This is a genomic window from Paraburkholderia agricolaris (assembly GCF_009455635.1).
In the GTDB taxonomy this organism is placed as follows: domain Bacteria; phylum Pseudomonadota; class Gammaproteobacteria; order Burkholderiales; family Burkholderiaceae; genus Paraburkholderia; species Paraburkholderia agricolaris.
Genome location: NZ_QPER01000001.1, coordinates 2,955,401 through 2,979,123 on the forward strand (window position 1 = coordinate 2,955,401; position 23,723 = coordinate 2,979,123).

Genomic DNA, 23,723 nt, shown 5'->3' on the forward strand with positions numbered 1-23,723 from the left:
AAAAGCTATGCCAGCTTGTAGCCGTTGCGCGCCTGTCGCGAACGGTAGAGTATCAGCGTCGCCATCGCGCCGCACAATCCGGCCATGCCCATCCACGCGCCGGGCGCGGCCTTGTCGCCGGTGAAGTGGATCAGCGACGTCGAGACGGCCGGTGTGAAGCCGCCGACCAGCGTGGCGAGGCTGTAAGCCATCGAGAAGCCAGTTGTGCGCACATGGGCCGGCATCAGTTCGGTCAGCGCCACCACCATCGCGCCGTTGTACCACGCATAGAGCACCGAAAACCAGAGCTCCACCAGCAGGAGCCGTTCGAACGACGGCGCGGCGACCAGCCAGCGCATGGCCGGATACGACGTCGCCATGGTCAGCACGGTAAAGAGCAGCAGGATGGGCCGCCGTCCGACCCGATCGGAGACCGCGCCGGAAACCGGCAGCCAGATCAGGTTCGATACGCCCACGCAGACGGTGACGACCAGCGAATCGATCGCCGACAGATGCAGCACGGTTTTGCCGAACGTCGGCGTGTAGGTCGTGATCAGATAGAACGACGCCGTGGTCATCACGACGAGACCCATGCCGGCCAGAATCAGACCCGCGTTGTCTCTCATCGACTTCATGATTTCGCCGAATCCCGGATGGTGTTTGCGCGCCGCGAACTCGTCGGTCTCACGCAGCGTGCGGCGAATCAGCAAAAGAAACGGCACGATCAGGCAGCCGATCAGGAACGGCACACGCCAGCCCCACGCGCTCACCTCGCTCGCGGGCAGCAGTTGATTGAGCAGCACGCCGAGCGACGCCGCGAAGATAACGGCGACCTGCTGGCTGCCCGATTGCCAGGAACAGAAAAACCCGCGTTTGCCGGGCGGCGCGATCTCCGCGAGATAGACGGACACGCCGCCGAGTTCGACGCCCGCGGAGAAGCCCTGCAGCAGACGCCCGATCAGTACGATCACAGGCGCCGCGAGGCCGATCGTCGCATAACCGGGAACCAGCGCGACGCAGGCAGTGCCGACCGCCATTAGCGACAGCGACAGGATCAGGCCTTTGCGCCGGCCATGACGGTCGATGTACGCACCGAGTACCAGCGCACCAATTGGCCGCATGAGGAATCCCGCGCCGAACACGGAAAGCGCCAGCAGCAACGAGATGAATTCGTTGTCGGCGGGAAAGAATGTGTGCGCGATCGCACCGGCGTAATAGGCGTAGACCGTAAAGTCGTACATCTCGAGAAAGTTGCCGCTGACCACGCGGAAAACTGCTCGAAACCGCGACTCCGGACGACTGGTGATGGCTGGTTCCATGATGCTCTCTGAAGGCGTAAGGACGAGTTTCGACAACCGGCGCACGGGTTGTGTGTGCCAGGCAATCGCTCCTGTGGGTAGATCTGGCGGCTAGGCGATATCCATCACGGCCTTGCCCGACTGGCGGCGTTCTTCGAGCGCCGCATGAGCCGCTTCGACGGTGTCCAGCGTATAGCGGCCATTGATTTCCACGCGCAGCGCGCCTTGCTGGATGGCGTCGAAAATATCGTCGGCACGCCGCTGTACGGTTTGCGCATCGGCGAGATGATCGGCAAGACGTGGCCGCGTGAGGAACAGCGAACCGGCTTCGCCCAGCTCATACGGATCGAGATCGCGCATTGGGCCGGTGACGGAGCCGTAGTTGACGACGAGGCCGCGGGTTCGCGTCGCCCGGAAGCTGTCGCGCAACGTCGTGCGGCCCACTGCGTCGAACACGACGTCGACGCCTTTGCCCTGCGTCAGCTCGCGAATCCTGTCGGCGAACGCGCCGTCCTCGTACATCAGCACGTGGTCGGCGCCGCGCGCTTTCGCGAGCGCCGCTTTGTCGGGCGAACTGGTCGTGGCAAACACTTGCGCGCCGCGCCGCTTCGCAAGTTGCACGAGCAACTGTCCGATGCCGCCAGACGCGGCATGCACGAGGCAGGTGCTGCCCGGCCCGATGTGCGCGACATCCTCGAGCAGATAATGGGCTGTCGAACCCTGGAAAATCGCTGCGGCGGCGATGTCGTAACCGACCCCGTCCGGCAGCTTCGCGAGACGTGCCGCGGGCACCACCGCATACTCGGCGTACGCGCCCCACGCGATGCACCACGCAACCCGGTCGCCCTTGCGACACGACGTGACGCCCGCGCCCACTTCGACGACTTCGCCCGCGCCCTCCATGCCGAGCGTGCACGGAATCCTCACGGGGTAGGTGCGCGAATCGCGATACTTACCCTGCCGCGTGTGCACGTCCATGAAGTTGATACCCGCCGTCACAACGCGCACAAGCACTTCACCCGGCGACGGTTCCGGCACGTCGATCTCGACGCGCCGAAGCACTTCGGGCCCGCCGTATTCGTGAATCTGGATGGCTCGCATGGCAAAAGTCTCCGGTAGGTATGTGCGAACAGATTGGGGCAGCAAGGCTCAGTGCGAACCTGCGGCCTGGCCGTCCGAAGCGTCCGTGGATGCGGGCGCGACGAAGCGGTTGGTATAGGTGCGCGCGAGGTCGATGTGCCGCGCCGATATCTCGGGGTTGGCGCGGGCCAGCACCGCGAGCACGGTCGACGGTGCGTCCGCCGGCATCGCGCCGGTCGGCGAATACGCCGGTTTCGCGATCGCCAGCGCCTGGCGGTACAGCGCCGGGTCATCGCCCCGGATCGTTGCGGGCACAGCGGCCGCGATCCCGGCTTCGTCGTGCGTCTGGATGAAACGCAGCGCATCGCGCACGGCATGCACCAGCCGCGCCGTCGCGTCCTGATGGGCGTCGATCCAGTCGCGTTGCATGTAGAGACACGCGCCCGCATACGCTCCGCCCAGTTGCGCACGCGTGTCTGTCACGCTGCGCATGTCGACAAGCGGCGTGGCTTCGAGCCGGGTCAGCATGCGTGTCGCGGTCGGCTCTTCGATCATGCCCGCATCGACCTTACCGTCGACAAGGGCTTGCTCGAATGCGGACTCGTTGGCGAGCGGCACCACCGTGTACTCGCCGGCGGCCACGCCCGCGCGCTCAACGAGATAGCGCGTCAGGAAGTAAGTCGACGATCCGAAGCCGGTCACGCCGAGCCGGCGTCCTTTCGCATCCGCCATCGTCTGCATGCCGCCGCCTCGCCGCGCCAGCTCGATGAGGCCGGCGGACTGGCCCAGCACGACCACTGACTGCACATCCAGGCCCTGGCTTTGCAGCGCGATCGTGTGATCGTAATAGCCGACCGCGCCCTGTATCGCGCCCGCCACGAGCTCGGTCGACGTATCGATGCCCGCGGGCGCGGAGACCACGCGCACGTCGAGCCCCTCCCTGCGGAAATAGCCCAACTGGTCCGCCAGGATCACCGGCAGATAGATCAGTTTTGCCGCACCGCCAGTCATCAGCACGATGGGTTGCGCGCTCACGATGTGCGCCGCGGCCAGCGCCACGATGCAGAACAGTGCGCGGACCAGGGTTCCGGCGGGACGCGGCATTCCTGTCTCCTCACAGTTGAAACAGCGCCTGTCAAGGCAGGCTTCGGCATGCGAGAAAGTATAGGGAACGCCGCCCTTCTGATTGCTTTCCGCGGGCAAACTGTTTTCTCAGTAGTTTCCCGATCCACGTGGCGTGCCTGCAGCGCCTCTTCGTCGCGGTTCTGTCAAACGTGTTGGAGTAGACTGACTGCCCGCTCGATGTATTCCGTTGATCAACTGGAGGCATGCGATGGCAGCAAAGAAGATTCTGTTCCTGACCGGCGACTTCGCCGAGGATTACGAAACGATGGTGCCGTTTCAGGCATTGCAGGCCGTCGGCCACGTAGTCGACGCGGTCTGTCCGAACAAGAAAGCCGGCGAGAAGATCAAGACCGCCATTCATGATTTCGAAGGCGACCAGACCTACACCGAAAAGCCCGGCCATCAGTTCACTCTCAATGCGACATTCGACGACGCCGATTCTCGTCAGTACGACGCACTGGCCATCGCGGGAGGCCGCGCGCCCGAGTATCTGCGTCTGAATCACAAGGTCATCGAGCTGGTGCGGCAGTTTGCCGAAGCGGGCAAGCCGATCGCCGCGATCTGCCACGCGGCGCAATTGCTGGCCGCCGCCGACGTGATCCGCGGCAAGCGCATTTCCGCCTACCCAGCCTGCGCGCCCGAAGTGAAGCTGGCCGGTGGCGAGTACGCCGACATTCCGGTCGATGCGGCGATCACCGACGCCAATTTCGTCACCGCCCCCGCGTGGCCCGCTCATCCTGAGTGGCTGCGTCAATTCCTCGTGCTGCTCGGCACCCGGATCGAACTCTGATCCCGACGGCGAGCGCCGGACCTTTGCGGCCACGCGCGCTCGCCTTCCCAATACTTGCGCGGCAACGCGGCGCGCATTGGCTGCAGGTCGATTTTGAACCCCACCTCGAGGAGTTTTATCGCCGCTGTGGCTTCCGTTCGACGGCAGCAGGACTGATAAAGCTTCAGTAGAACCACGAGGCGGATTCGCAGAAACCTCTCAGTGCGATTGCCCCGGAATGCACCCTCGGCGCACCCGAATTTGAGATTCGTCCGATAGTTCGCAGCAAAAGGCTTTCCTATAGTCGCGGGTTGACCTGGGAGCCTTTTTTGATGGAACTGACTGATTGGATCGTCATTCTCGCCGTCACGCTGATGGCGATTGCTTTTTTCTGCGCACGTACCCCGGCCAACTGGTCGCGAGAAAACCGCGCACGGCGTCTGGCGGGTACGCGCATGCTCGTGCAAGCAGCGTGCTCGCTATGGGCGGCGTTGTTGATCGCCGCACGCGGCCTGTTCGCGCTCGACGGCCTGCCCGGCTTGCACCCGGCGCCGCTCGAAGCGCTGACCGGCGTCGCGGTCCTGATCTGCTGCGGCTGTTACTGGTCGATTCGCGGCAGCAAACTGCTCAAACCACGCCGGCTCTTTACCGCGTACTGATACCAGGCGCGGCATGGGCGGTATTCGCGGCGTGTACCGCACTGCCGCCGGGACCCGTGCCCGCAGAATCACCGGGTTCCGCACGCACTTGCCGTCCACCATGCACCGCGTGAGTACCGTCGGCCAGCGTGGCATGCGTTTCGACAGACCGCTGCGCGCTCCGCGCCCCGGCTTCGGGCAGCGACAGATAAAACGTCGTGCCCACCCCCTCTTTCGACTCCGCCCACACGCGCCCGCCGTGGCGCTCCACCACCCGCCGCACGAGCGCAAGGCCGATGCCCTCGCCCGCCGCCACATTGCCGTGCAGCCGCTGAAACGCGTTAAAAAGCCGCGGCAGCGCGACCGCCGGAATGCCCAGGCCATTGTCCCGCACGTAAAAAATCCGTAGCGAATGCACGCCCGGCGGGGCCGGCGTCGTACCGATCTCGATCAGACCTTCGCGCGCCGGGTCCAGATAATTGACCGCGTTGCCGATCAGGTTCGCGAACACCTGTTCAAGCGCGGTCGGGTCGCCCCACACCGGCGGCAGTTCGTCGACGATCACATGCGCCCGCCGGGCCCGGATCGATCCCTGCATGGCATCGACCACGCGCGGCACGATATCGCACACCTCGACCTTTTGCTGCCGGTACTCGACCCGGCCGACACGCGACAGCCGCAACAGCGCGTCGATAATATGGGAGGCGCGCAACACGGCGGTTTGCAGGAAGTGCAAGGCCTCGCCGATATCCTCGTCCACCACCCGTTCGATGCGCTGCCGCGGCTCGGCCGCGAGCGACGACTGCCGCAGCACCGTACGCAGGTCGTCGCAGGCGCGCGTCAGTTCTTTCGAGAAGCCTTGCAGATTCACCAGCGGCGCACGCAGGTCGTGCGACACGCTGTAGATGAACATTTCGTTCTCCTGGGTCTGTTGCCGCAAGGTCTCGTTGATGCGCGCCAGTTCGCCGGCGCGGCGCGCGAGATCGGACTGAAAGCGCGCCTGGATGCGCTCGGCTTCGAGCAGGCGCCGGCTGGTTTCATGCAAGGTCAGATCGAGCCGCGCAATTTCGTCGCGGCCCGGACCGATCGGCGCCAACGGCTCGTTGCCCGCAAGGCGCCCGGCATTGTCGGAGAGCAGCGCGAGCCGGCCGCGCACGCCACGCGTGAACAACCAGATGGCCACCGCGACGAACAGCAAGGAGCCGAGCACGGCCGCGACGACCAGCATCTGCTGCCGTTCACGCGCGGCGCCGGCGGCGCTTGAACGCAGTGTGTCGAGGCGCCGCTCTTCACTCTGGAAGGCCGCCACTTGCTGGCGGAAGCGATCGAGCACGTCGGCGCCGCCCAGGTCTCGAAAGCGATCGAGCAGATCGCGCCGCCGCCCCGAATGCAGCATGTCCTGAACGCGGTCCGACCATTGGCGATAGCCCTGCACCGCCTGGCGCACCTGCACCACCCGTTCGACTTGCGCCGGGTTATCGGCCACCAGCTCGGCCAGTTGATCGATGCGACGGTCGACGTCCATCCACACCGTGACCGGCGTGGTAAAGCGGGTATCGTTGGCGAGCACCGCGCCGCGCAGCGCCACCGACTCACCCAGCACCGGATCGAGAATCGCGGTGGTCTGGCGCAGCACGTCTTCGCTATGGATAGCCCACCGCTCGGCTTGTGCCGCGTCGGACTGCGCCTTGACCAGGCCGGACAGCAACGCCAATTCGAAGAAAGCCGGAATCGCGATCAGCAACAGGCCTTTAGTGGTCAGTCTCATGCGTGCGCATTGGAGGTCGATGGCCGGCAGATCATGCACGGGGACGGCACATTATGTGGGCGTTTGCGCAGGAAGACAAAGACGGCACGCCACGAATCATGCTTGTTCCGCCAGATATCGCTCCGTGCGCAACGATTGCGCATATAACGTCAGGCTTTTGAATTAAACGTAAAACAAATCGAATAATCTGCCCACATTTGGATCATGACAGCCAGAGCGGAACCACAATGCACTTAAATTGTGCTTTCCCCGTCATTCGAGGTGCAACGAAGCGCTGCCGCTGAATCGCCAGAACGTCACACCAAACCCATTCCGGTGCGTCCCTGCACCTGATCGACGCTTTCGGCACAAGTTTGGCCCGGTTCTTGCATTCAATGCCCGCTTTTTTGGCATAAGCGGGACACTCGATGGAAAGTCTTAAAACCGGCACCGATACCCTCTTCCTTTTGCTGGGTGCCGCGATGGTGCTGGCCATGCATGCGGGATTCGCGTTTCTCGAACTCGGCACGGTCCGCAAAAAGAATCAGGTCAATGCGCTGGTGAAGATTCTGGTGGACTTCTCAGTCTCGACGATCGCGTATTTCTTCATCGGCTACACGATCGCCTATGGCGTGCAGTTCTTCGGCAGCGCCGAATCGCTGGCCGCGCACAACGGCTATGCGCTGGTGCGCTTCTTCTTCCTCCTGACCTTCGCGGCGGCAATTCCGGCGATCGTGTCGGGCGGCATCGCCGAGCGCTCGAAGTTCAATCCGCAACTGTTCGCCACCTTCGTACTGGTTGGCTTCGTCTATCCGTTCTTCGAAGGAATCGCGTGGAACGGCCGCTTCGGCATTCAGAACTGGCTGACCCAGGTCTTCGGGGTGCCGTTTCACGACTTCGCCGGCTCGGTGGTGGTGCATGCGTTCGGCGGCTGGGTCGCGTTGCCGGCTGTGCTGCTGCTCGGTGCACGCCACGGCCGTTACCATCGGGACGGCCGCATTGCCGCGCATCCGCCGTCGAATATTCCGTTCCTCGCGCTGGGCGCGTGGGTGCTGGCGGTCGGCTGGTTCGGCTTTAACGTGATGAGCGCGCAGACCATCGACAAGATCAGCGGCCTCGTGGCGGTCAATTCGCTGATGGCGATGGTCGGCGGCACGCTGAGCGCATGGCTCGCGGGCCGCAACGACCCCGGCTTCACGTACAACGGCCCGCTTGCCGGACTGGTGGCGGTATGCGCCGGCTCCGACCTGATGCATCCGCTCGGCGCGCTGGTGACGGGCGGCATTGCGGGCGTGCTGTTCGTCTATATGTTCACCTGCGTGCAAAACCGCTGGCGTATCGACGACGTACTCGGCGTGTGGCCGTTGCACGGTCTGTGCGGCGCGTGGGGCGGCCTCGCGGCCGGCATCTTCGGCTTGCGTGCGCTCGGTGGCCTCGGCGGCGTATCGTTCGGCGCGCAACTGGTCGGCACGCTGGGCGGCATTGTGGTGGCCTTGCTCGGCGGCACGCTCGTGTACGGGGCCATTCGCCTGACGGTAGGGTTGCGGCTCGACCAGGAAGACGAATACAACGGCGCGGATCTGTCGATCCACAAAATTTCGGCCACGCCGGAGCGCGAAAGCGTCGGCTGAGGGGCTGGCAGCACGTTACCCGCGGTTGGCCGCAAACCGGGCTCAGCGGCGCGCCGGATGCTGCGCGCCGCGCACCATGCTCGTCTGTCCCCAATGCCCGGTGGATGCTAGACTTGCGCGCTGGAGATGGCATTCTCCATTAACCGCCCTTGATGGCTGATGATGCCTGCTTCGCCCGGACGACTGCGGACGTGGCATCACGCCTGCCCCGCGAGCCCGGTTTGTCGATCTTTTGGCCTCGCCAGAGTACTTTTCCATGTATTTGTCCATTCTCGCGGTCGGCATTGGCGGCGCGCTCGGCTCGCTATTCCGCTGGTTTCTCGGTATCCGTCTGAACGGCCTGTTCACCGGTTTGCCGCTTGGCACCTTCGCCGCTAACGTGATCGCCGGCTACGTCATTGGCGTCGCAGTCGCAGGGTTCGCGCGGGCGCCGCAGATCGCGCCCGAATGGCGGCTCTTCGTAATCACGGGGTTGATGGGCGGCCTGTCGACGTTCTCGACCTTCTCGGCGGAAGTCGTGCAGCGCCTGCAAGACGGTCGGCTCGGCTGGGCAGCAGGCGAGATCGTCATTCACGTCGGAGCCTCGCTCGTGATGACGATCCTCGGCATCGCAACCGTTTCCTTGCTGGCGCGCTGAGTGCCGCGCGAATAGCGTCTCCCGCCCCTACCCGCTTTTTTTGCGGCCGCGCAGCGTAAACGCGGCCAGCGTGCAGCCAAGCATGGCGATACCGGCCACATAGAAGGTATCGCTGTATGCCATCAGAAGCGCTTCGCGGCCGATCAGCTTGTCCACGATTCCAAGCGCCGCTTCGCGCGCGCCGGCGAGTCCGGACGCCGCCATGGCATCGGCCCGTCCTACGTGTCCCTGAGCCAACACCCGGACCATGCCGATCATGCGCTCCTGAAACGCGCCGTTGAACGGCGTGATCGCTTCTCCGATCCGCGAGGCGTGCAGCTTCTCGCGTTCGACCACGATCTGACTGGCGATCGCAATGCCGATTGCGCCGCCCAGATTGCGCACCATGCTGAACAGGCCCGAGGCCGATCCGAGCTGGCTTTTCTCGATGCCGTCGACGGCCATCACACCGAGTGCGACGACCACCAGCGACTGCCCAATCCCGCGCACGATCAGCGACGGCACCACGACGTTCGCCGATGCGTTCACGTCGAGATGAATGTTCATCAGGCAGCCGATCGCGACGAGCGTGAAGCCGGCGATGATCGTCGTACGTGCGCTGGTGCGGCGCATTAAAGGCGGTGTCAGGAACGACATGACGAACTGAACGAGGCCATACGGCACCATCATCACGCCGATATCCCGCGCACTGTAGCCCTGCAATTCGGCAAAGTAATTCGGCACCAGAAACACGACCGCGAACACCACGCCGCCGAACAGAAACTGCATCAGACTGGCAATGCCGAAGTTATAGCGGCCGAGCAGCCGCAGATTGATGAACGGCTCCTCGCGGCGAAGCTGCACCACCACGAACACCGTCAACCCAACCACCGCAACCAGAAACATGTTCGTAATGAAGCTCGAGCCGAACCAGTCCTTGCGTCCGCCCTCCTCAAGCACGATCTGCAGCGCGCTCAGTCCGATTGCCATCGTCGAAATGCCCAGCCAATCCGCCTTGCGCAGCCGGTCCAGATGCACGGGCTCGGGTTTGATCGCCCAGCCGATTGCGCCCAGCAAAATGAGCGCGGGCGGAATCTGCAGATAGAAGATCCAGCGCCACGAATACATGTCGGTCAGCCAGCCGCCGAGCGAAGGGCCGGCCGCCTGCGCAACATTGTTGGCGACCGCGAACAGCGCCATGCCGAGGGGATGCCGTGAGGCCGGCAGCTCCGTCAGGATCAGCTGGAACGACAGCGGAATCAGCACGCCGCCGAACGCCCCCTGAAAGGCGCGCGCCACGATCATCGCATTGATGGTCGGCGCCACCGAACACACCAGCGAGAAGATCAGGAATCCACTCGTGCCGACCAGCATCACGCGGCGGATGGAAAACACTCGCACGAGCCAGCCGGTCAACGGAATGATGATGATTTCCGCGACCAGATACGCGGTGGTGATCCACGAACCTTCCTCGAAACTCGCGCCAAGCGAGCCGCGAATATCGGGCAGCGATGCATTGGTGACGTGCACGTTCATACCGGCCATGAAGCAGCCGAACACGCCGCCGAGCACCGCCACCCACGCGCGCAGCGACACCGGATCATGAGTGCGGGAAGAAGCGCTCGCCGTGCTCATGAGCGGCTCGCGGCAGGCTGCGTCACGGGAGCGCCGGTATGAACCCGCGCGACGACCGACATGCCCGGCCGCAACCGGATCGCGTCGTGCTGACCGGCGTCCATCTGGATCTTCACGGGAATGCGCTGCACGACCTTGGTGAAGTTGCCGGTCGCGTTATCCGGCGGCAGCAACGCGAACTGCGCGCCCGAGCCCGGTGCGATGCTCAGCACGCGCCCATGCAACGGCTGCCCCGCATAGGTGTCGACGTCGATCTCGACCGGTTGGCCGGCGCTCATGGCCGCGACCTCCGTTTCCTTGAAGTTGGCGATCACGTAGACATCCTGAAGCGGCACCACGGCGAGCAGCGGTTGCCCGGTCTCGACGTACTGCCCTACTCGCACGGTGCGCTGGCCGACCGTGCCGTCGCTCGCGGCGCGAATCTCAGTGTGATCGAGATCGATCTGCGCGAGCGACAGGGCCGCACGCGCGACCTCGAGCTGCGCTTGCGCCTGTTCGATCGCCGCCATGCCTTGCGCCCTGCGCTTCTCCAGCACGGTTTGCTGGCCGCGCTGGGTTTGCACCGTCGCGGCGGCTCTCGCCAGTTCGGCGTCGGCGGTGAGCGCGTCGGCATGGGCCTGCTCCCAGCGCTGAGCGCTCGAAGCCTGCTCGGCCGCCAGTTGCCGGTAGCGTTCGGCGTCCGACTTGCGACGGTTCGCGCCCGCCCGCGCCGCATCGACGTCCGCCCGCGCGGCCGCCATCACGCTGCCTTGCTGGGCGATCTGCGCATCGAGCGTGGCGAGATTCGCCTGCTCCGCGTGCAAGGTCGCCAGCGCCGTGTCGACCGTCGCCTGAGCCTTGGCGACTTTAGCCGCGTAGTCCGCGCTGTCGATATGCGCGAGCACGTCGCCCTTGTGCACCGGCTGGTTGTCTTCGACCTCGACACTCGTCACATAGCCCGGCACGCGCGAGCTGACCGTCACCACGTCGGCGCGCACATACGCATCGTCGGTGCTTTCGATGAAACGGCCGACGGTCCACCAGTGGATGCCCACCACCACGAGCCCAACGACAGCGATGGCCGTGCCCGCGAGCACAAGGTTCTTTTTGCTGAACGGCGAAGTCTTTTCTTTTTCTGGAACGACCGTGGTACTCATATCAGGACCCTGATGAAAAATTAACGGATACGTGAGGCGGTGCCGCGGCGTGAGGTGGCGCCGCGTCATGTGGCGCAATGGCCTGGTGTTGCCAGCCGCCACCGAGTGCCTTGAACACGGCGACCTGGTCGGACGCGAGTGCTTCAGTCGACACCGCGAGCGCGGCGTCGCCGGCAACGAGACTGCGCTCGGCATCGAGCACGTCGAGAAAGTCCAGCGCCCCTGCCTGGTAGTTCAGCTCGGCGAGATGGAAGGCGCGGGCCGCGTTCGCGCGGGCCGCCTGCAACGCGCTCTGGCGCTCCCACTGCGCGCCGTAGAACGTCAGCGCCTGCTCGGATTCCTTCAACGCGACAAGCACGTTCTGCTCGAACTGCGCGAGCGCTTCGCTGTTATCGGCCTTGGCCTGCACCAGCCGCGCGCGGCTCACGGCCATGTTGGGGAAACGCCAACTGATCAACGGCCCGACGCCCCATGCCAGCGCGTACTGATCGCCAAGCGACGCCAGACTGCCGGTCGTCGACAGGAGGTTCACCGAGCCGCCCAACACGATCGACGGATACAGGTCGGCGCGCGCCACGCCGACACGGGCATCGGCGGCGGCCAGCTTGCGTTCCGCCTCACGCAGATCGGGACGGCGGCGCAACAGGGCGGCGCCGTCGCCAACCGGAAACGGCGCGCTGAGCACGGGCACCACACGGCATTGCCCGGCCGCCTTGGGAAATTCGCCAGGCGGGCGGCCCAGCAGCACCGCCAGTTCGAACAGCGCGGCGCGACGTTTGCCCTCGAGCGTCGGCACCGTCGCACGGGTCTCGTCGAAAAAGGCACTAGCGCGCGTGACTTCGAGATCGGACACCAGCCCGCGATCGCGTTGCCGGGTGGTCAGATCCACCAGCCGTTGGGCGATCCCGAGCGAACGGTTGGCCACGTCGATCTGTTCGCCGTAGGCGCACGCGTGCAGATAGGCATCGGTGGTCGCTGCGACAACGGCGACGCGCACCGCGTCGGTGGCCGCCTGCATGGCGTCGGCATCGGCTTGCGACGCCTCGACGAGATGGCGTACGCGCCCCCACAGATCGACTTCGTACGAAACCGCCAGCGAAGGTGCGTAAGCCCAGCGCGTGTCAGCCGATTCGCGCCGCGCCGCCGCGACGATCTGATCGGCGTTCTGCTTGCCGTAGTTGCCGCCGAGCGCAAGCTGCGTATCGGGCAGTTTCGCGGCACCGGTTTCGTTCACCACCGCCTGGGAGCGTGCAAGACGCGCAAACGCGACCGCGAGATCGCGGTTCTGCTCGAGTGCCTGCTGAATCAGACCGTCCAGCACCGGGTCCTGATAGAGACGCCACCAGTCGTCAGGTAACGGCTGTTGCACAACCGGCGCATGCTGCGCCGACATGAACGGCGCGGATGCCCCAGCCGGCAACTGTGGCGCGCGGTACGGCGCCTCAAGGGAACAGGCCGAGGCGAGCAGCGCGAACGCAGCAACGCAGATCGCGCGCAGAGGCGCATGGGTAAGGCGGCGTGGTGCGCGTGGCCGGCAGTTCGTGCCGCCACGGCCAGCAGAGTGACCGGTGGAAGAAGCGATGCCAGGCGCGGTATGGGAAGCCGTACCGGCAGCGGTACCGGCAGCGGTACCGGCAGCGGTACGGGAAACGATACTGAACGCGGTACTAGTCGCGGTGATAAGCGCAGTACTGGAAGCGGTGCGGAAAGCGCCCGGAGGAACCATGACAGATGCTCGGCTGTGGAGTCGGAAGCCTGATGGTAGAGTTCTGCGCTCCGGTTATCTCTCGAAGAATTGCCATGCATCATCGCGAAATGGACAGTTTCGGTTTTTTTGAAAGCCAGAAAGCGCTGGAAGCCGCGTCCGTCACCGTGCTCGCCACGGATCAGCCCGCGGGCACGGTATTCCCGGCGCACACACATAGCAGCGGCCAACTGATCTACGCGATCTCGGGCGTGATGATCGTGCGTTCGGCTAGCGGCAGCTGGATCGTGCCGACCGGCCGCGCGGTGTGGGTGCCGGGCGGCGTGCGCCATGAAATCGAAATTGCGAGCGACGTGCAGATGCGCACCGTCTACGCGGCCCCCGACGCGCGTGACGCGTTGCCCGACAGTTGCAGGGTAATCCTGGTGAGCGCACTGCTGCGCGAGCTGATCGTGACCGCGGTCGGCATTCGACCGGCCGCCGGATACAGCGAACGGGAACGGCGCGTACTGGAATTGACTCTCGACGAAATCTGCATGGCCGCCCCCCTGCTCCTGCACGTGCCGATGCCCCGTCATCCGGCGCTCGTCGAACTGTGCGCCGAACTGATTGCGCAGCCCTCGCTCGACGCGACATTGCAAGGCTGGGCGGGCCGGGCCAACATGAACCCGCGTACGTTCGCCCGGACGTTCCAGCGCGAAACCGGCATGACGCATGGTTCATGGTGCCGCCACACGCGGGTTCTGCTGAGCCTGCCACAACTGGCAACCGGCGCGTCGGTGCTCGATGTCGCGCTCGAACACGGCTACGACAGCCCGAGTGCATTCACGGCGATGTTTCGCAAAGTGCTGGGGGTCGCGCCGAGCGAATACTTCAAATGAGCATCCAGTCCGGCCGTGTCCAATTCGCGACGATGAGTTGAAGATTCACGCGTGCAGCGCACCGGCGTCGTCGAATAGACTGCCAACGCCACTGTGTGAGGTTCATGGCAGCAGGGCACCCTTACCGACCGGGAGAATTTGACTGGATCTGATTCATTGCATGCGCGTTTTTTCGGTGCTCGCCGACACCGGCGGTTTTACTCGCAGCGCAGAACGCCTCGGCCTTTCCACGCCTCATGTGTCGCGTGCTATCGCACAACTGGAAAGTCATCTTGGCACACGTCTTCTGCATCGCACGACGCGTTCGATGGCGCTCACCGAGGTCGGCCTGCGCTATCTGAGCCGCGTACACGAAGTCCTGCGCGCGCTGGATGCGTCTGAGCGCGAAGTGAATCTCGCCTCCGCGGAGCCGCGCGGTACGCTGCGGGTGCACTGCAGCGCGAGTCTGGCCGATCACTTCGTGCTTCCGCTCGCGGCTGGATTCCAGCGTCAGTATCCCCAGGTGAATTTCGATTTGACGGTGGCCTCGCAGATGCCCGATCTGATTCGCGAACGCTACGATATCGTCCTGATCGCCGCCAATCACTTTCCCGAGTCCAACCTGGTCGCGGTGAAGGTCGGCACGATTCGAAGCGTGTTGTGCGCGTCGCCGGACTATGTCGAAGAGCATGGCATGCCGTGCGCGCTTGCCGAGCTTGCGGCACACCGCTGCCTGCAGATTGGCGGCCCCGCATTTCGCGACCGCGAGTGGGCCGTGAAATGCGGCGCGGAAACGAGCATGGTGTGCATTGATCCCCAGCTCACCGTCGACGCCGGACGTTCGCTCGCGATCGCTATCCGGCAAGGCATGGGTATCGGGCCTTTGCCCTCGTATATCGCCGCGCAGGAGATCCAGGGCGGCAACGTGGTCGCCGTGTTACCGGAGTACACGGTCAACGAAACCGACCTGTACCTGTTGTACGCGTCCAGACAGTATCTCGACCCGAAAATACGCGCGTGGATCGATTTCACCAAGGCGCATATTCAGATGCAACGCAGCAGCCAGGAGAACCTTCAGGATCGCTATTCAAGCGTGCTTTAGATTCGGTGCCCCGGACTCACGTCTCTTTGCTTTTACGTGCTTTCGCCCGGGTACTCGCCGGCGCGTTCTTCTTCAATTTGGTCTGGTTGTGTTCAATCGCGGCACGGACCAGATTCTTTAGCGCACGTTCATTGATCCTGTCGCCCTCGAAAAAGTCGATCGCCCGTCTTGCGTTGCCTTCAAGACCCGCGTTGAACAGCTTCTCGGGATCCGGAAGGCTAGCCCCGTGGGCAAAAGTCAGCTTGACCTTGCCTTTGTGCGCATTGGCGACCGCGATCATTCCGTCACGAGACCACACGGGGCTTCCCATCCACTTCCATTCCTCGACGATCTGCGGATCGGCCGCGAGGATGGTCTTGCGCATCGCGGCGAAGGTTTCACCACGCCAATCCGTGATTCCCGCGATCATCTGGTCAATGGTTTCTGATGGAGTCATAGGGTCGTTACGCCTCGAATTCTGGTCCGGTCTCGGCAGAGACTGCCTTTGAATTGTGCCAGCATCAATCCGCCGGCGCCAATGAGGCATTAATTTCGCCATTTTTTTCGATTTTTATCGTTATTTTTGTTGTTCCCCTCGGAGGTAAGATCGCCGCAGCCTGAATAGTAGAAGGGGCAAAAATGGCGATCACCTTGAATCTCTCAGCGTCCACAAATCTGAACAAGTCGTTGAAGATCGACGCCATTCGATTCCTTGCGGCTGTCTGGGTTCTGATGTACCACTTCAAGCCGCCCGCGTTCAAAGAACTTCTGCCCCACCCGCTCGCATTCCTCGGCGGCGCGTTGTGGTCAGGGTCGACCGCGCTGTTCGCGGGCCCCGCCGCCGTCATCGTATTCTTCGTCATTTCCGGCTATTGCATCCACAACGCATATCAAAAGGATGTGACGCTCAAGCCGATCAACTATTACGCGTCCCGATTCATCCGCATCGGCTTGCCGCTGGTGATCCTGCTGTGCCTCGTTCAACCTTTGCCGGCGGGCCAGAACTATCTGGAATCCGTGCTGTGGTCGCTCTACTGCGAGATGGTGTATTACGCCGCTTATCCGCTGCTGCGTCCCCGCTTTCGCTACATCGGTGAAATGATCGTTGGCTGCGCGCTTGCAGCGGGCGTGATGGTGGCCGTGGTTCGTCTGATCGGGCACCCGGTTTGCCACGGCTGCGTCATCGAAACGTATGGTGTTCCCGGCACGGCCCTGCTGTATGCGGCCGGATGGATTTTCGGCTGTCTGATCGCGGAGATCCAGCGCAACGCGGAGCAATTCCACGTTCGCGGCGCGTATTCGCCGCTCACGCTGATGATCAAGGGCGGCCTTGACCGGAGCACGCGCTACCTCGCAAACCATCTGGTTGCGCTGAGAGTGGCGGTAGTCGCTGCCGGAGCGGTCATTATGATTCTGTTGTCCGAATCGAATCTCAAGCCGGCTATCGTGCCCTTGATCACGCCCGACATCACGCTGCCGCTATTTCAGTTCCTCGCGGCGGTCTGGATCGCGGCGGAAACCGCCACGCCGTCCAGAAGCGGCGTGTGGGCCAGACTGGCCACGTTCGGCGCGTGGTCCTATAGCCTCTATCTGTGCCACAAGATGGCGCTTGCCCTGCTGGAAATGACCGGATTCGACGCTACATCCCGATTCGCGTGGTTCGTGCAGGTGGCACTGGCGTTCGCTATCAGCTACGCGTTCTACCGGATGATCGAAAAGCCTTCGCATCTGCTTTCGCAGCGGCTGCGCAAATACACGCCGAATGCGCCGGCTGCCCCGGCTGCATGAAGCGCCCGGCCTGAGCCATCAGATCAGCAGCCGCACCTCATAGCCGTCCCGGCCGTGGATCGGCTACAAAACCGCCGCGATTGGGCATCACCACACGCGGCAGCGACGCCGCATCGAGTCGCGTATCCGCCTGCACGATGCCGTTGCGGTTGAGCAGGAATGCGCTTAGCGCGTACACCTCGTCGGCAGAAAGCGATTCGGGCGCGTTGTACGGCATCGCACGGCGAATGTAGTCGAACAGGGTCGTCGCATAGGGCCAGTAGCTGCCCACGGTGCGCTTCGGCTTCGCGCTCGTCAGCGTACCCTGCCCGCCTACCAGTTGATCGCCGAGACCGCCCTCACCCTGCGCGCCGTGGCACGCCGCACATTTGGCGGCAAACACGTGTGCGCCGGTGGCGACGTCGCCGCTGCCCGCGGGCAAGCCGCGGCCGTCCGGCGCAACGTCGATGTTCCAGGCGGCGAGGTCCTGTTCGGTGAGCGGCGAGCCGATCTCATGCCCCCCGCCGGCGCTCCGGTCACCCGGCGCGACTGTTGAACACGATGCCAACGCCGAGAGCGACAGCAGCACGGCCAGCGCGGTTCGTGCCGTGCGCGCCGGCGTGCGGATCGAACTGCGGCCATCACGCATTGCGCACCTCGCCGCTTGCCTCGACTCGCCATTGCTGGATCGCGTTGTAGTGGTACTGCGAATTCAGGCCACGCGCGGCAACCAGTTCGGCACGCGTGGGCTGCACGTAGCCGGTCGAATCGGTGGCGCGCGAGAGAATCGCGGTTGCACTGCCATCCCAGTGCCAGTCCGCCTGAAAGCGCGTCAGCGCGCGATCGTGAATGGCGCCGTCCAGACGCGCGAGACGCCAGCTCGCACCGCCATCGGTCGACACTTCCACCTTGCGGATCGTCCCGCGTCCGGACCACGCCAGGCCGGTGATCGGGTAATAGCCCTGGGTGGTGAGGCGATGTCCCGGCGAAGGCCGCGTGATCACCGACTTCGCATCCATCTCGAACGCAAACTGACGCGCCGTGCCGTTCGCGAGCAGGCTGGTGTACTTCGAGGTTTCCTCTCGTGTTTGCAACGGCGCGTCGACCACTTTCAGCCGGCGCAGCCATTTGACGTTCGTATTGCCCTCGAAGCCAGGCACGATCAGACGCAACGGATAGCCGTTCTCGGGACGCAAGCGTTCGCCGTTCTGCGCGTAGACCACCAGCGCGCGATCGAGTATGCGCTCGAGCGGCAGGCTGCGCGTCATCACGGCGGCGTCCGCGCCTTCCGCCAACAACCAGCCGCCCGCCGGATTGGCCGGCTTCGACAAACCGCCCACTTCTTCCAGCAAAGTCGACAACCGCACGCCGGTCCATTCGCAGCACGACAGCAAACCATGCGTGAGTTGCACCGGCATGCCGCTCGGACCATTCCATTCGTTGCCGGTATTACCGGAGCATTCGAGAAAATGAATCCGCGATTCGGACGGCAGGCGCAGCAGGTCGTCCATCGTGAACAGCTTGGGCGTGCGCACCAGCCCGTGAATAGCCAGCCGATGCTGATCGGGATCGATGTCCGGCACGCCGCCGTGATGACGCTCGTAGACCAGACCGTTGGGGGTGAGCGTGCCGTGCAGATCGGCGAGCGGTGTCATTGACGAAGCCGCGCCGGGCAGCGGCCACGCACGTGCGCTCCGCCGTACGACATTCGCCTCGTAGGGCGAAGGCACGCCGTATGGATGCTCGAGAATGGGCGCGCCGGGCACGCGGCTCGATTGCGCGACCGTGAGCGGCTTGAGCAATTCACTGGCGGCAGCCGCGTGGGAAACCACCAGACCGCCGGCCGCCAGACGACCGAGCAGTCGACGGCGGCCGCGCGACGGCGGAGGGTTGTGCGGGTTCATCATGGCGTCGGCACATCATAGGCAAGCCGATTAGCGTAACGATGCCTGCTGTCACGGCCAAACGATAAATTCGACTATCGTTCGACACAAACCGCATATCGGACGGATGCGGTGCGCCGTTAAACCAGCACGTTCGAGAACACCCTGTCCGCGAGACGATTGGAATCGGTGCCGCTGTTGAGCACGCCCACCGCCTTCAGATCGTCAGCGTAGAGCGATATCTCTTTCCTGAACGCGTCGCCGACCGGATGATGGCGATCGGTATGGCTCTTGAGCATCGCCGTCAATTGGCTCACTTCGGCAGAAGGCGTATAGACCGAGAAAATCGCCGCCGCGTCGGCCGGATGATTGGCGGTCCACTCGGTTGCTTCGAGCAGCGCCTGGGTCAACGCCTGCGCGGTGGCGCGATCCTTTCGCACCAGCGAACCGCGCACGCCCAGCACGCAGCACGAACGGTTCTGATACTCGCCGCACAGATTGTTCGATACTTCAACCAGGTGATCGGATTCGCGGATCGTCCAGATGGTGGGGTCGCCGTCCGCAATCGCCTGCACTTCGCCCTTCTTCAGCGCCTCGCCCAACAGATTCGCCGGATACTGACGCCAGTTCACATCGCGCTCCGGATCGACGCCGATCTTCTTCAGCACGATCGCAAAGAAATTCTTCGTAGGACTCGCCATATCGCTCACGCCGATCGTGCGGCCCTTCAGTCCCGCCACGTCGACGATGCCCGACGCGCGCGTGGCCAGCAAACGCATGCACCCGCCGTGAATCCCGGCCGTCAGTTTCACATCGAAGCCCTGCTCCAGCGGTTTGATCCAGCGCAGCGCCATGCCGACACCCGCATCGGATTTGCCCGTCGCGATCGCCTCGAGCAACTGGTCAGTCGAACCCGAAAAGTTCACGAGTTCCACCTGCAAGCCGTGCCGCTCGAAAAAACCCTGCTTCACCGCCACGGCCACCGGCGCGGTACAGATCGCGCCGGCATTCCAGGAAAGCTTGAGCGGCTTGAGCGCGGCCTGCGGCGTTTGGGCGACAGCCGGCGAGGCCGGCATACCCAGCCACGCGCCGCCGAGCGCCGCGGCGCCCGCAGTCCAGGCCGTCTTGCGTAACCACGCACGGCGGCTTTCGCTCAGCGGCGATTCATCGTAGGGATTCATGGTTGACTCTTCCTCAGATCGTTATCGATTGTTCTATGGGTTGTTCAGGTGTCGAGTCCGAGTTGAGCGAGCACCTCGCGGCGCAGCGCCACCAGCTTCGGATCGTCGCGATGGCGGGGATACGGTGCGTCGTTATGCACTTGCGCAACCACGCGTGCGGGCCGTTCGCTGAAAACGATCACGCGCCGGGCAAGCAGCAACGCCTCTTCGACATCGTGCGTCACCAGCAGCACGGAAAAGCGCGCGTCCTGCCACAGCCGCGCCAGTTCGCCCTGCATGCGGATGCGTGTCAGAGAGTCGAGCTTGCCGAACGGCTCGTCCAGCACCAGCAGCGCGGGATCGTTGACGAGCGCGCGCGCCAGCGCCACCCGCTGCGCCATGCCGCCCGACAATTGATGCGGAAACGCTTCGGCAAACTCGGTCAGGCCGACCAGTTCCAGCGCGGCATCGATTCGTTGCCGCGCCTGATCTTCCTGTGGACCACGCCGCCGGGCGAAGCCTCTGCGCTGCGCCTGCGGGCCGATCCCGACGTTGCCGCGCACCGTACGCCACGGGTACAGGGTCGGGTCCTGGAACACCACCACGCGCGACGGGTCGGGGCCCGCGATCGTGGCGCCGTCGGCCTGCACACTGCCTTGCGTCGGCGTATCGAGTCCCGCCACGAGACGCAGCAAGGTGGACTTTCCACAACCGCTCGGACCCAGCAGCGCGACGAACTCGCCCGGCTCGACCGCGAAGCTGACATCCTGCAACACGGGCAACGCGGCGCCGCGCAACGCGAATTGATGACTGACATGGCGCACGTCGATGCGCGCGCCGTCGCGAACCGGCGCTGCGGCGGCGTTCCGTTTCAGCACTTCGGGTACGGCTACCATTTGAGCAATCCTTTTTGCCACGCCAGCAAACGGTCACGCAGGCGAAACAGCAACGTGATCAGACCCGAGCACATCAGCGCCATGACCAGCAGCGCGGCATACATATTCGAATAGGCCGCCCAGCCCTGGGCCCATTGCAGGTACCAGCCGAGTCCCGCTTTCACGCCCATCATTTCAGCGACGATCAGGACCGAGAACGATGCGCCCAGCCCCATGAACAGACCGACGAATACCGACGGCAACGCCGCCGGAATCGCGACACGCAGGATCAGAAAAGCCGGTCGCGCGCCGAGCGTGCGGGCGATGTCGTAATAGGCCGGGTTGACGCCGGCCACACCGGACCAGGTCAGGACGGCCACCGGAAAAGCGGTCGCCAGCGCGATCAGGAACACACTCGCGCTAAAGCTCGACGGAAAGAAGAAGAACGCCAGCGGCAACCACGCGGTAGCCGGCAGCGGTCCGATCAGGCGCAGCACCGGATGGACCCAGTAGCTGACCGCTTGCGACCAGCCGATGCTCACCCCCGTCACGAAGCCTGCCGCCGCGCCCAGCACGTAGCCGTAAGCCAGTAGTCCAAACGAATGCACGACACTCGACCCCAGCCGCGGATAGTCTTCGGCATAGACGCCGATTAGCGCTTGCGGCGGCGCGAAAAAGGGCCGCGGCAGCCATTCGAGTTGCGCGGTGACCGCCTCCCATACGCTCACGCCGAGCGCCAGGGCGAGCAACCACGGCATGGCCGCGAGCCACGCATGGGTGCGCGTGGGCGTCCTTGCCTGAAGGGGCTGATTACGCCACCCGGCGACAGCCGTCGCAGCAGCGAATACGGCGAGCACCAGCTTGAGCGCGAGGTATTCTTTCGTGTACGGCCAGTCGTCCGCGCTCGGCCACCATTCGGTCAGCGCGGCACTGCCGAGCCATGCCAGCGCCGCAAGACCGGCGATCCAGACGCCGCGTGAGAGTCCACGCCTTGCTATGGGGCGCGCGGCATCGTGAGGCTCCGCGCCGATAGCCGGAGCGCGCGTCGCGATCGATTCGAACTGAGTAGACATAAAGGTTCCAGCCTCCTGCGTTGTTGAGCTCGCGTGAGTTCGTGCCCGCTTCCGGGTCCGCTTTGGAGCCCGCCTCTGGACGAACTTCAGGCGACGTCGGCCCGGTCGCGCTGCCAGACGCTCTGTGCGTAGACCGATTCGTCGAAATCCGCGGCGATGTCGCCATGAATACGTGCTTCATGCGCGTCCAGATCGGCGAGAAACAGATCGCGGCTGATGCGCTGCACCACGGCGGGAATGTCGCGCTTCATGCTCGGCACGTCGCCGACAGGCAAGCCGAAACTGACGAAGGCCGCCGGGTTGTAGACGTGAATGTTCTTCAGATAAGGCGCTTCACCCTCGACCTTCTCGAGGTATTCGAGCGCGGCGCCGAGATACGGATGCGCGCCAAGCGTGTCGTCGTTATCGCCGGCGGCGGGCACGTATTGATCGCGCCACAGGCGGACATGTCCGGCGATCTGCGCCAGTTCCGGCCGCAGCGCGAGATCGATGGCATAACCCGTGCCGGCAATCACGAAATCGAATGTCAGCGACTCCCCCGCCACCTCGGTTTCGACGCGCCCGTTCCTGACGTCGACGTGCGACCACTGCGTGCCGGGATGCAGATGAAAGTTCGCAAACCGCGTGACGCGCTCCACCGCGTCGAGCGGCGGCGTCGAACCGGCGCGGCGAAAGCGCCGCGCCTGTGACCAGCGAATCGCGTCAGGCAGATGGAAATAGTTGTCGTACGCACCGGGATAGGCGCGAGCGCGAGTCACCGGCACCGAAGCAATCCGCTCACGCCGCGCGAACAGATGGACCTGCCCTGCACCGGCTTCGAGCGCCGTTGCTGCCGCATCGAACGCGGAGGCCGCGCCGCCGATCACCGCGACGGATTTACCGCGCAGCGCGGCGAAATCGATTGCCTCGGAGGTGTGGGCAAGCAAGGTGGACGGCAGCGTTTTCAGCACAGCGGGAATGTTCGGTCCGCCATTGCCCGCGACGCCGTTGCCGAGCACGATCTTGCGCGCCGTCTCCACGACGCTCCGAACCGTGCCGCCGTCTCGGACGTCCAGATGCAAACGGAAATGCTCACCCTCCGGTTCGATTCGCGTGAGCCGGGTGCCGTAGCGAATCGGAATCTCGAGGAAATGCCGGTACCACGCGAGATATTCCGCCCAGCGCGTACGCGCAATCCGATCGATCTCGCCATACGACTCGGCACCGAAGCGCGCTTCATACCACGCCTGAAAGCTCAACCCCGGCAGCCCCACTTCGGGACCCACCAACGATTTCGGGGTGCGCAGCTTGTTCATGCGGGCGCGATTCAGCCAGACGCCCGATTGGCCTTCATCGGCGGCGGCATCGATCACGCTGACCTGACCGATGCCGGCGCGTTGCAGCGCAAAGGCGAACGCCGTGCCGGTTTGTCCGCCGCCGACAATCACGACGTTATGGTCAATACCGTCGCGTGGCGGAACCCAGTTATCGGGTGCCGGGCCAATCAGCCGAAGTGTGTCGAGCGCATGCTGATCGGAGTGAGTGATTTGCGTCATGGAGTCGGGTTCGGCCAGAGAGTTGAACTGCAGACGGATACGTCGAAACCGGATGGCACGGCCATCGGACAATCAAGTATCGCGGCGCCGCGGGCTTACCCAAACCAACAAATTTCGCTTTGCTTATTTG

21 protein-coding genes and 1 riboswitch are annotated in these 23,723 nt (G+C 64.2%); of the genes, 7 read left to right on the forward strand and 14 right to left on the reverse strand.

Going from position 1 to position 23,723, the window contains the following annotated elements; genetic code table 11:
• Nucleotides 1-5: 5 nt before the first annotated feature.
• The 3 genes from tcuC to GH665_RS13055 form a co-directional block, all read right to left on the reverse strand.
• Nucleotides 6-1,298, reverse strand: coding sequence for an MFS transporter (gene tcuC, locus GH665_RS13045; protein WP_153136210.1), 1,293 nt, complete (start codon nucleotides 1,296-1,298; stop codon nucleotides 6-8).
• A 90-nt stretch (nucleotides 1,299-1,388) separates the two neighbouring features.
• Entirely contained in the window at nucleotides 1,389-2,378 is a 990-nt protein-coding gene (locus GH665_RS13050) for a quinone oxidoreductase family protein (protein WP_153136211.1), read from the reverse strand.
• Between the two features lie 48 nt (nucleotides 2,379-2,426).
• Complete coding sequence (locus GH665_RS13055; RefSeq protein ID WP_153136212.1) at nucleotides 2,427-3,461, reverse strand: ABC transporter substrate-binding protein; 1,035 nt, start codon at nucleotides 3,459-3,461, stop codon at nucleotides 2,427-2,429.
• A gap of 229 nt (nucleotides 3,462-3,690) precedes the next feature.
• Between GH665_RS13055 and GH665_RS13060 the strand changes: the two genes are divergently transcribed.
• The gene (locus GH665_RS13060) at nucleotides 3,691-4,272 is read left to right on the forward strand and encodes a DJ-1/PfpI family protein (RefSeq protein ID WP_030102684.1); all 582 of its coding nucleotides are present in this window, start codon (nucleotides 3,691-3,693) and stop codon (nucleotides 4,270-4,272) included.
• 311 nt (nucleotides 4,273-4,583) lie between these two features.
• Entirely contained in the window at nucleotides 4,584-4,910 is a 327-nt protein-coding gene (locus GH665_RS13070) for a hypothetical protein (RefSeq protein WP_153136213.1), read from the forward strand.
• Here the strand turns inward: GH665_RS13070 and GH665_RS13075 are convergent.
• On the reverse strand, nucleotides 4,897-6,657 hold the full coding sequence (locus tag GH665_RS13075) for a sensor histidine kinase (protein WP_153136214.1): 1,761 nt from the start codon (nucleotides 6,655-6,657) through the stop codon (nucleotides 4,897-4,899). The two genes, GH665_RS13070 and GH665_RS13075, sit on opposite strands and share 14 nt — an antisense overlap.
• A 407-nt stretch (nucleotides 6,658-7,064) precedes the next feature.
• Between GH665_RS13075 and GH665_RS13080 the strand changes: the two genes are divergently transcribed.
• Both GH665_RS13080 and crcB read left to right on the forward strand, forming a co-directional pair.
• Entirely contained in the window at nucleotides 7,065-8,267 is a 1,203-nt protein-coding gene (locus GH665_RS13080) for an ammonium transporter (protein WP_153136215.1), read from the forward strand.
• Nucleotides 8,268-8,380: 113 nt separating this feature from the next.
• Nucleotides 8,381-8,443: riboswitch (Fluoride riboswitch) on the forward strand.
• A gap of 80 nt (nucleotides 8,444-8,523) precedes the next feature.
• A complete protein-coding gene (gene crcB, locus GH665_RS13085) occupies nucleotides 8,524-8,904 on the forward strand; it encodes a fluoride efflux transporter CrcB (RefSeq protein ID WP_046565693.1) in 381 nt (126 codons plus the stop codon).
• A gap of 27 nt (nucleotides 8,905-8,931) precedes the next feature.
• Here crcB and GH665_RS13090 read toward each other — a convergent pair whose 3' ends face one another.
• Genes GH665_RS13090 through GH665_RS13100 form a run of 3 tightly spaced genes read right to left on the reverse strand, consistent with a single transcriptional unit; the run spans nucleotide 8,932 to nucleotide 13,380 of the window.
• Nucleotides 8,932-10,518 (reverse strand): MDR family MFS transporter, encoded by a 1,587-nt coding sequence (locus tag GH665_RS13090; protein WP_153136216.1) that lies wholly within the window; start codon nucleotides 10,516-10,518, stop codon nucleotides 8,932-8,934.
• Nucleotides 10,515-11,654, reverse strand: coding sequence for an HlyD family secretion protein (locus GH665_RS13095; RefSeq protein ID WP_153136217.1), 1,140 nt, complete (start codon nucleotides 11,652-11,654; stop codon nucleotides 10,515-10,517). Before GH665_RS13095 ends, GH665_RS13090 begins: the two co-directional genes overlap by 4 nt.
• Nucleotide 11,655: 1 nt before the next feature.
• On the reverse strand, nucleotides 11,656-13,380 hold the full coding sequence (locus tag GH665_RS13100; RefSeq protein WP_153136218.1) for an efflux transporter outer membrane subunit: 1,725 nt from the start codon (nucleotides 13,378-13,380) through the stop codon (nucleotides 11,656-11,658).
• Nucleotides 13,381-13,469: 89 nt separating this feature from the next.
• Here GH665_RS13100 and GH665_RS13105 point away from each other — a divergent pair, with 89 nt between their 5' ends.
• A complete protein-coding gene (locus tag GH665_RS13105; RefSeq protein WP_153138433.1) occupies nucleotides 13,470-14,240 on the forward strand; it encodes an AraC family transcriptional regulator in 771 nt (256 codons plus the stop codon).
• A 160-nt stretch (nucleotides 14,241-14,400) separates the two neighbouring features.
• A complete protein-coding gene (locus tag GH665_RS13110; RefSeq protein ID WP_153136219.1) occupies nucleotides 14,401-15,321 on the forward strand; it encodes a LysR family transcriptional regulator in 921 nt (306 codons plus the stop codon).
• 16 nt (nucleotides 15,322-15,337) lie between these two features.
• On the opposite strand, the gene GH665_RS13115 is transcribed toward GH665_RS13110, so the two are convergent.
• On the reverse strand, nucleotides 15,338-15,757 hold the full coding sequence (locus tag GH665_RS13115; RefSeq protein WP_153136220.1) for a DUF1801 domain-containing protein: 420 nt from the start codon (nucleotides 15,755-15,757) through the stop codon (nucleotides 15,338-15,340).
• A 182-nt stretch (nucleotides 15,758-15,939) separates the two neighbouring features.
• On the opposite strand from GH665_RS13115, the gene GH665_RS13120 reads away from it, so the two are divergent.
• Nucleotides 15,940-17,088 (forward strand): acyltransferase family protein, encoded by a 1,149-nt coding sequence (locus GH665_RS13120; RefSeq protein ID WP_153136221.1) that lies wholly within the window; start codon nucleotides 15,940-15,942, stop codon nucleotides 17,086-17,088.
• 37 nt (nucleotides 17,089-17,125) lie between these two features.
• Here GH665_RS13120 and GH665_RS13125 read toward each other — a convergent pair whose 3' ends face one another.
• From GH665_RS13125 to GH665_RS13150, 6 genes are all read right to left on the reverse strand, one after another.
• Entirely contained in the window at nucleotides 17,126-17,716 is a 591-nt protein-coding gene (locus GH665_RS13125) for a c-type cytochrome (protein ID WP_153136222.1), read from the reverse strand.
• Complete coding sequence (soxC, locus tag GH665_RS13130; RefSeq protein ID WP_153136223.1) at nucleotides 17,709-18,974, reverse strand: sulfite dehydrogenase; 1,266 nt, start codon at nucleotides 18,972-18,974, stop codon at nucleotides 17,709-17,711. Before soxC ends, GH665_RS13125 begins: the two co-directional genes overlap by 8 nt.
• A gap of 116 nt (nucleotides 18,975-19,090) precedes the next feature.
• Nucleotides 19,091-20,131, reverse strand: a complete 1,041-nt coding sequence (locus GH665_RS13135; protein WP_153136224.1) for an ABC transporter substrate-binding protein — start codon at nucleotides 20,129-20,131, stop codon at nucleotides 19,091-19,093.
• Between the two features lie 44 nt (nucleotides 20,132-20,175).
• Complete coding sequence (locus GH665_RS13140) at nucleotides 20,176-21,006, reverse strand: ABC transporter ATP-binding protein (protein WP_153136225.1); 831 nt, start codon at nucleotides 21,004-21,006, stop codon at nucleotides 20,176-20,178.
• Complete coding sequence (locus GH665_RS13145) at nucleotides 21,000-22,058, reverse strand: ABC transporter permease (RefSeq protein ID WP_153136226.1); 1,059 nt, start codon at nucleotides 22,056-22,058, stop codon at nucleotides 21,000-21,002. Before GH665_RS13145 ends, GH665_RS13140 begins: the two co-directional genes overlap by 7 nt.
• Nucleotides 22,059-22,144: 86 nt before the next feature.
• Nucleotides 22,145-23,593, reverse strand: coding sequence for an NAD(P)-binding domain-containing protein (locus GH665_RS13150; RefSeq protein WP_153136227.1), 1,449 nt, complete (start codon nucleotides 23,591-23,593; stop codon nucleotides 22,145-22,147).
• Between the last annotated feature and the right edge of the window lie 130 nt (nucleotides 23,594-23,723).

Excerpts from the sequence above, each read along its gene's own strand:
- tcuC (WP_153136210.1), bottom strand. The coding sequence starts at position 1,298 with ATGGAACCAGCCATCACCAGTCGTCCGGAGTCGCGGTTTCGAGCAGTT.
- GH665_RS13050 (WP_153136211.1), bottom strand. The coding sequence starts at position 2,378 with ATGCGAGCCATCCAGATTCACGAATACGGCGGGCCCGAAGTGCTTCGG.
- GH665_RS13055 (WP_153136212.1), bottom strand. The coding sequence starts at position 3,461 with ATGCCGCGTCCCGCCGGAACCCTGGTCCGCGCACTGTTCTGCATCGTG.
- GH665_RS13060 (WP_030102684.1), top strand. The coding sequence starts at position 3,691 with ATGGCAGCAAAGAAGATTCTGTTCCTGACCGGCGACTTCGCCGAGGAT.
- GH665_RS13070 (WP_153136213.1), top strand. The coding sequence starts at position 4,584 with ATGGAACTGACTGATTGGATCGTCATTCTCGCCGTCACGCTGATGGCG.
- GH665_RS13075 (WP_153136214.1), bottom strand. The coding sequence starts at position 6,657 with ATGAGACTGACCACTAAAGGCCTGTTGCTGATCGCGATTCCGGCTTTC.
- GH665_RS13080 (WP_153136215.1), top strand. The coding sequence starts at position 7,065 with ATGGAAAGTCTTAAAACCGGCACCGATACCCTCTTCCTTTTGCTGGGT.
- crcB (WP_046565693.1), top strand. The coding sequence starts at position 8,524 with ATGTATTTGTCCATTCTCGCGGTCGGCATTGGCGGCGCGCTCGGCTCG.
- GH665_RS13090 (WP_153136216.1), bottom strand. The coding sequence starts at position 10,518 with ATGAGCACGGCGAGCGCTTCTTCCCGCACTCATGATCCGGTGTCGCTG.
- GH665_RS13095 (WP_153136217.1), bottom strand. The coding sequence starts at position 11,654 with ATGAGTACCACGGTCGTTCCAGAAAAAGAAAAGACTTCGCCGTTCAGC.
- GH665_RS13100 (WP_153136218.1), bottom strand. The coding sequence starts at position 13,380 with ATGGTTCCTCCGGGCGCTTTCCGCACCGCTTCCAGTACTGCGCTTATC.
- GH665_RS13105 (WP_153138433.1), top strand. The coding sequence starts at position 13,470 with ATGGACAGTTTCGGTTTTTTTGAAAGCCAGAAAGCGCTGGAAGCCGCG.
- GH665_RS13110 (WP_153136219.1), top strand. The coding sequence starts at position 14,401 with ATGCGCGTTTTTTCGGTGCTCGCCGACACCGGCGGTTTTACTCGCAGC.
- GH665_RS13115 (WP_153136220.1), bottom strand. The coding sequence starts at position 15,757 with ATGACTCCATCAGAAACCATTGACCAGATGATCGCGGGAATCACGGAT.
- GH665_RS13120 (WP_153136221.1), top strand. The coding sequence starts at position 15,940 with ATGGCGATCACCTTGAATCTCTCAGCGTCCACAAATCTGAACAAGTCG.
- GH665_RS13125 (WP_153136222.1), bottom strand. The coding sequence starts at position 17,716 with ATGCGTGATGGCCGCAGTTCGATCCGCACGCCGGCGCGCACGGCACGA.
- soxC (WP_153136223.1), bottom strand. The coding sequence starts at position 18,974 with ATGATGAACCCGCACAACCCTCCGCCGTCGCGCGGCCGCCGTCGACTG.
- GH665_RS13135 (WP_153136224.1), bottom strand. The coding sequence starts at position 20,131 with ATGAATCCCTACGATGAATCGCCGCTGAGCGAAAGCCGCCGTGCGTGG.
- GH665_RS13140 (WP_153136225.1), bottom strand. The coding sequence starts at position 21,006 with ATGGTAGCCGTACCCGAAGTGCTGAAACGGAACGCCGCCGCAGCGCCG.
- GH665_RS13145 (WP_153136226.1), bottom strand. The coding sequence starts at position 22,058 with ATGTCTACTCAGTTCGAATCGATCGCGACGCGCGCTCCGGCTATCGGC.
- GH665_RS13150 (WP_153136227.1), bottom strand. The coding sequence starts at position 23,593 with ATGACGCAAATCACTCACTCCGATCAGCATGCGCTCGACACACTTCGG.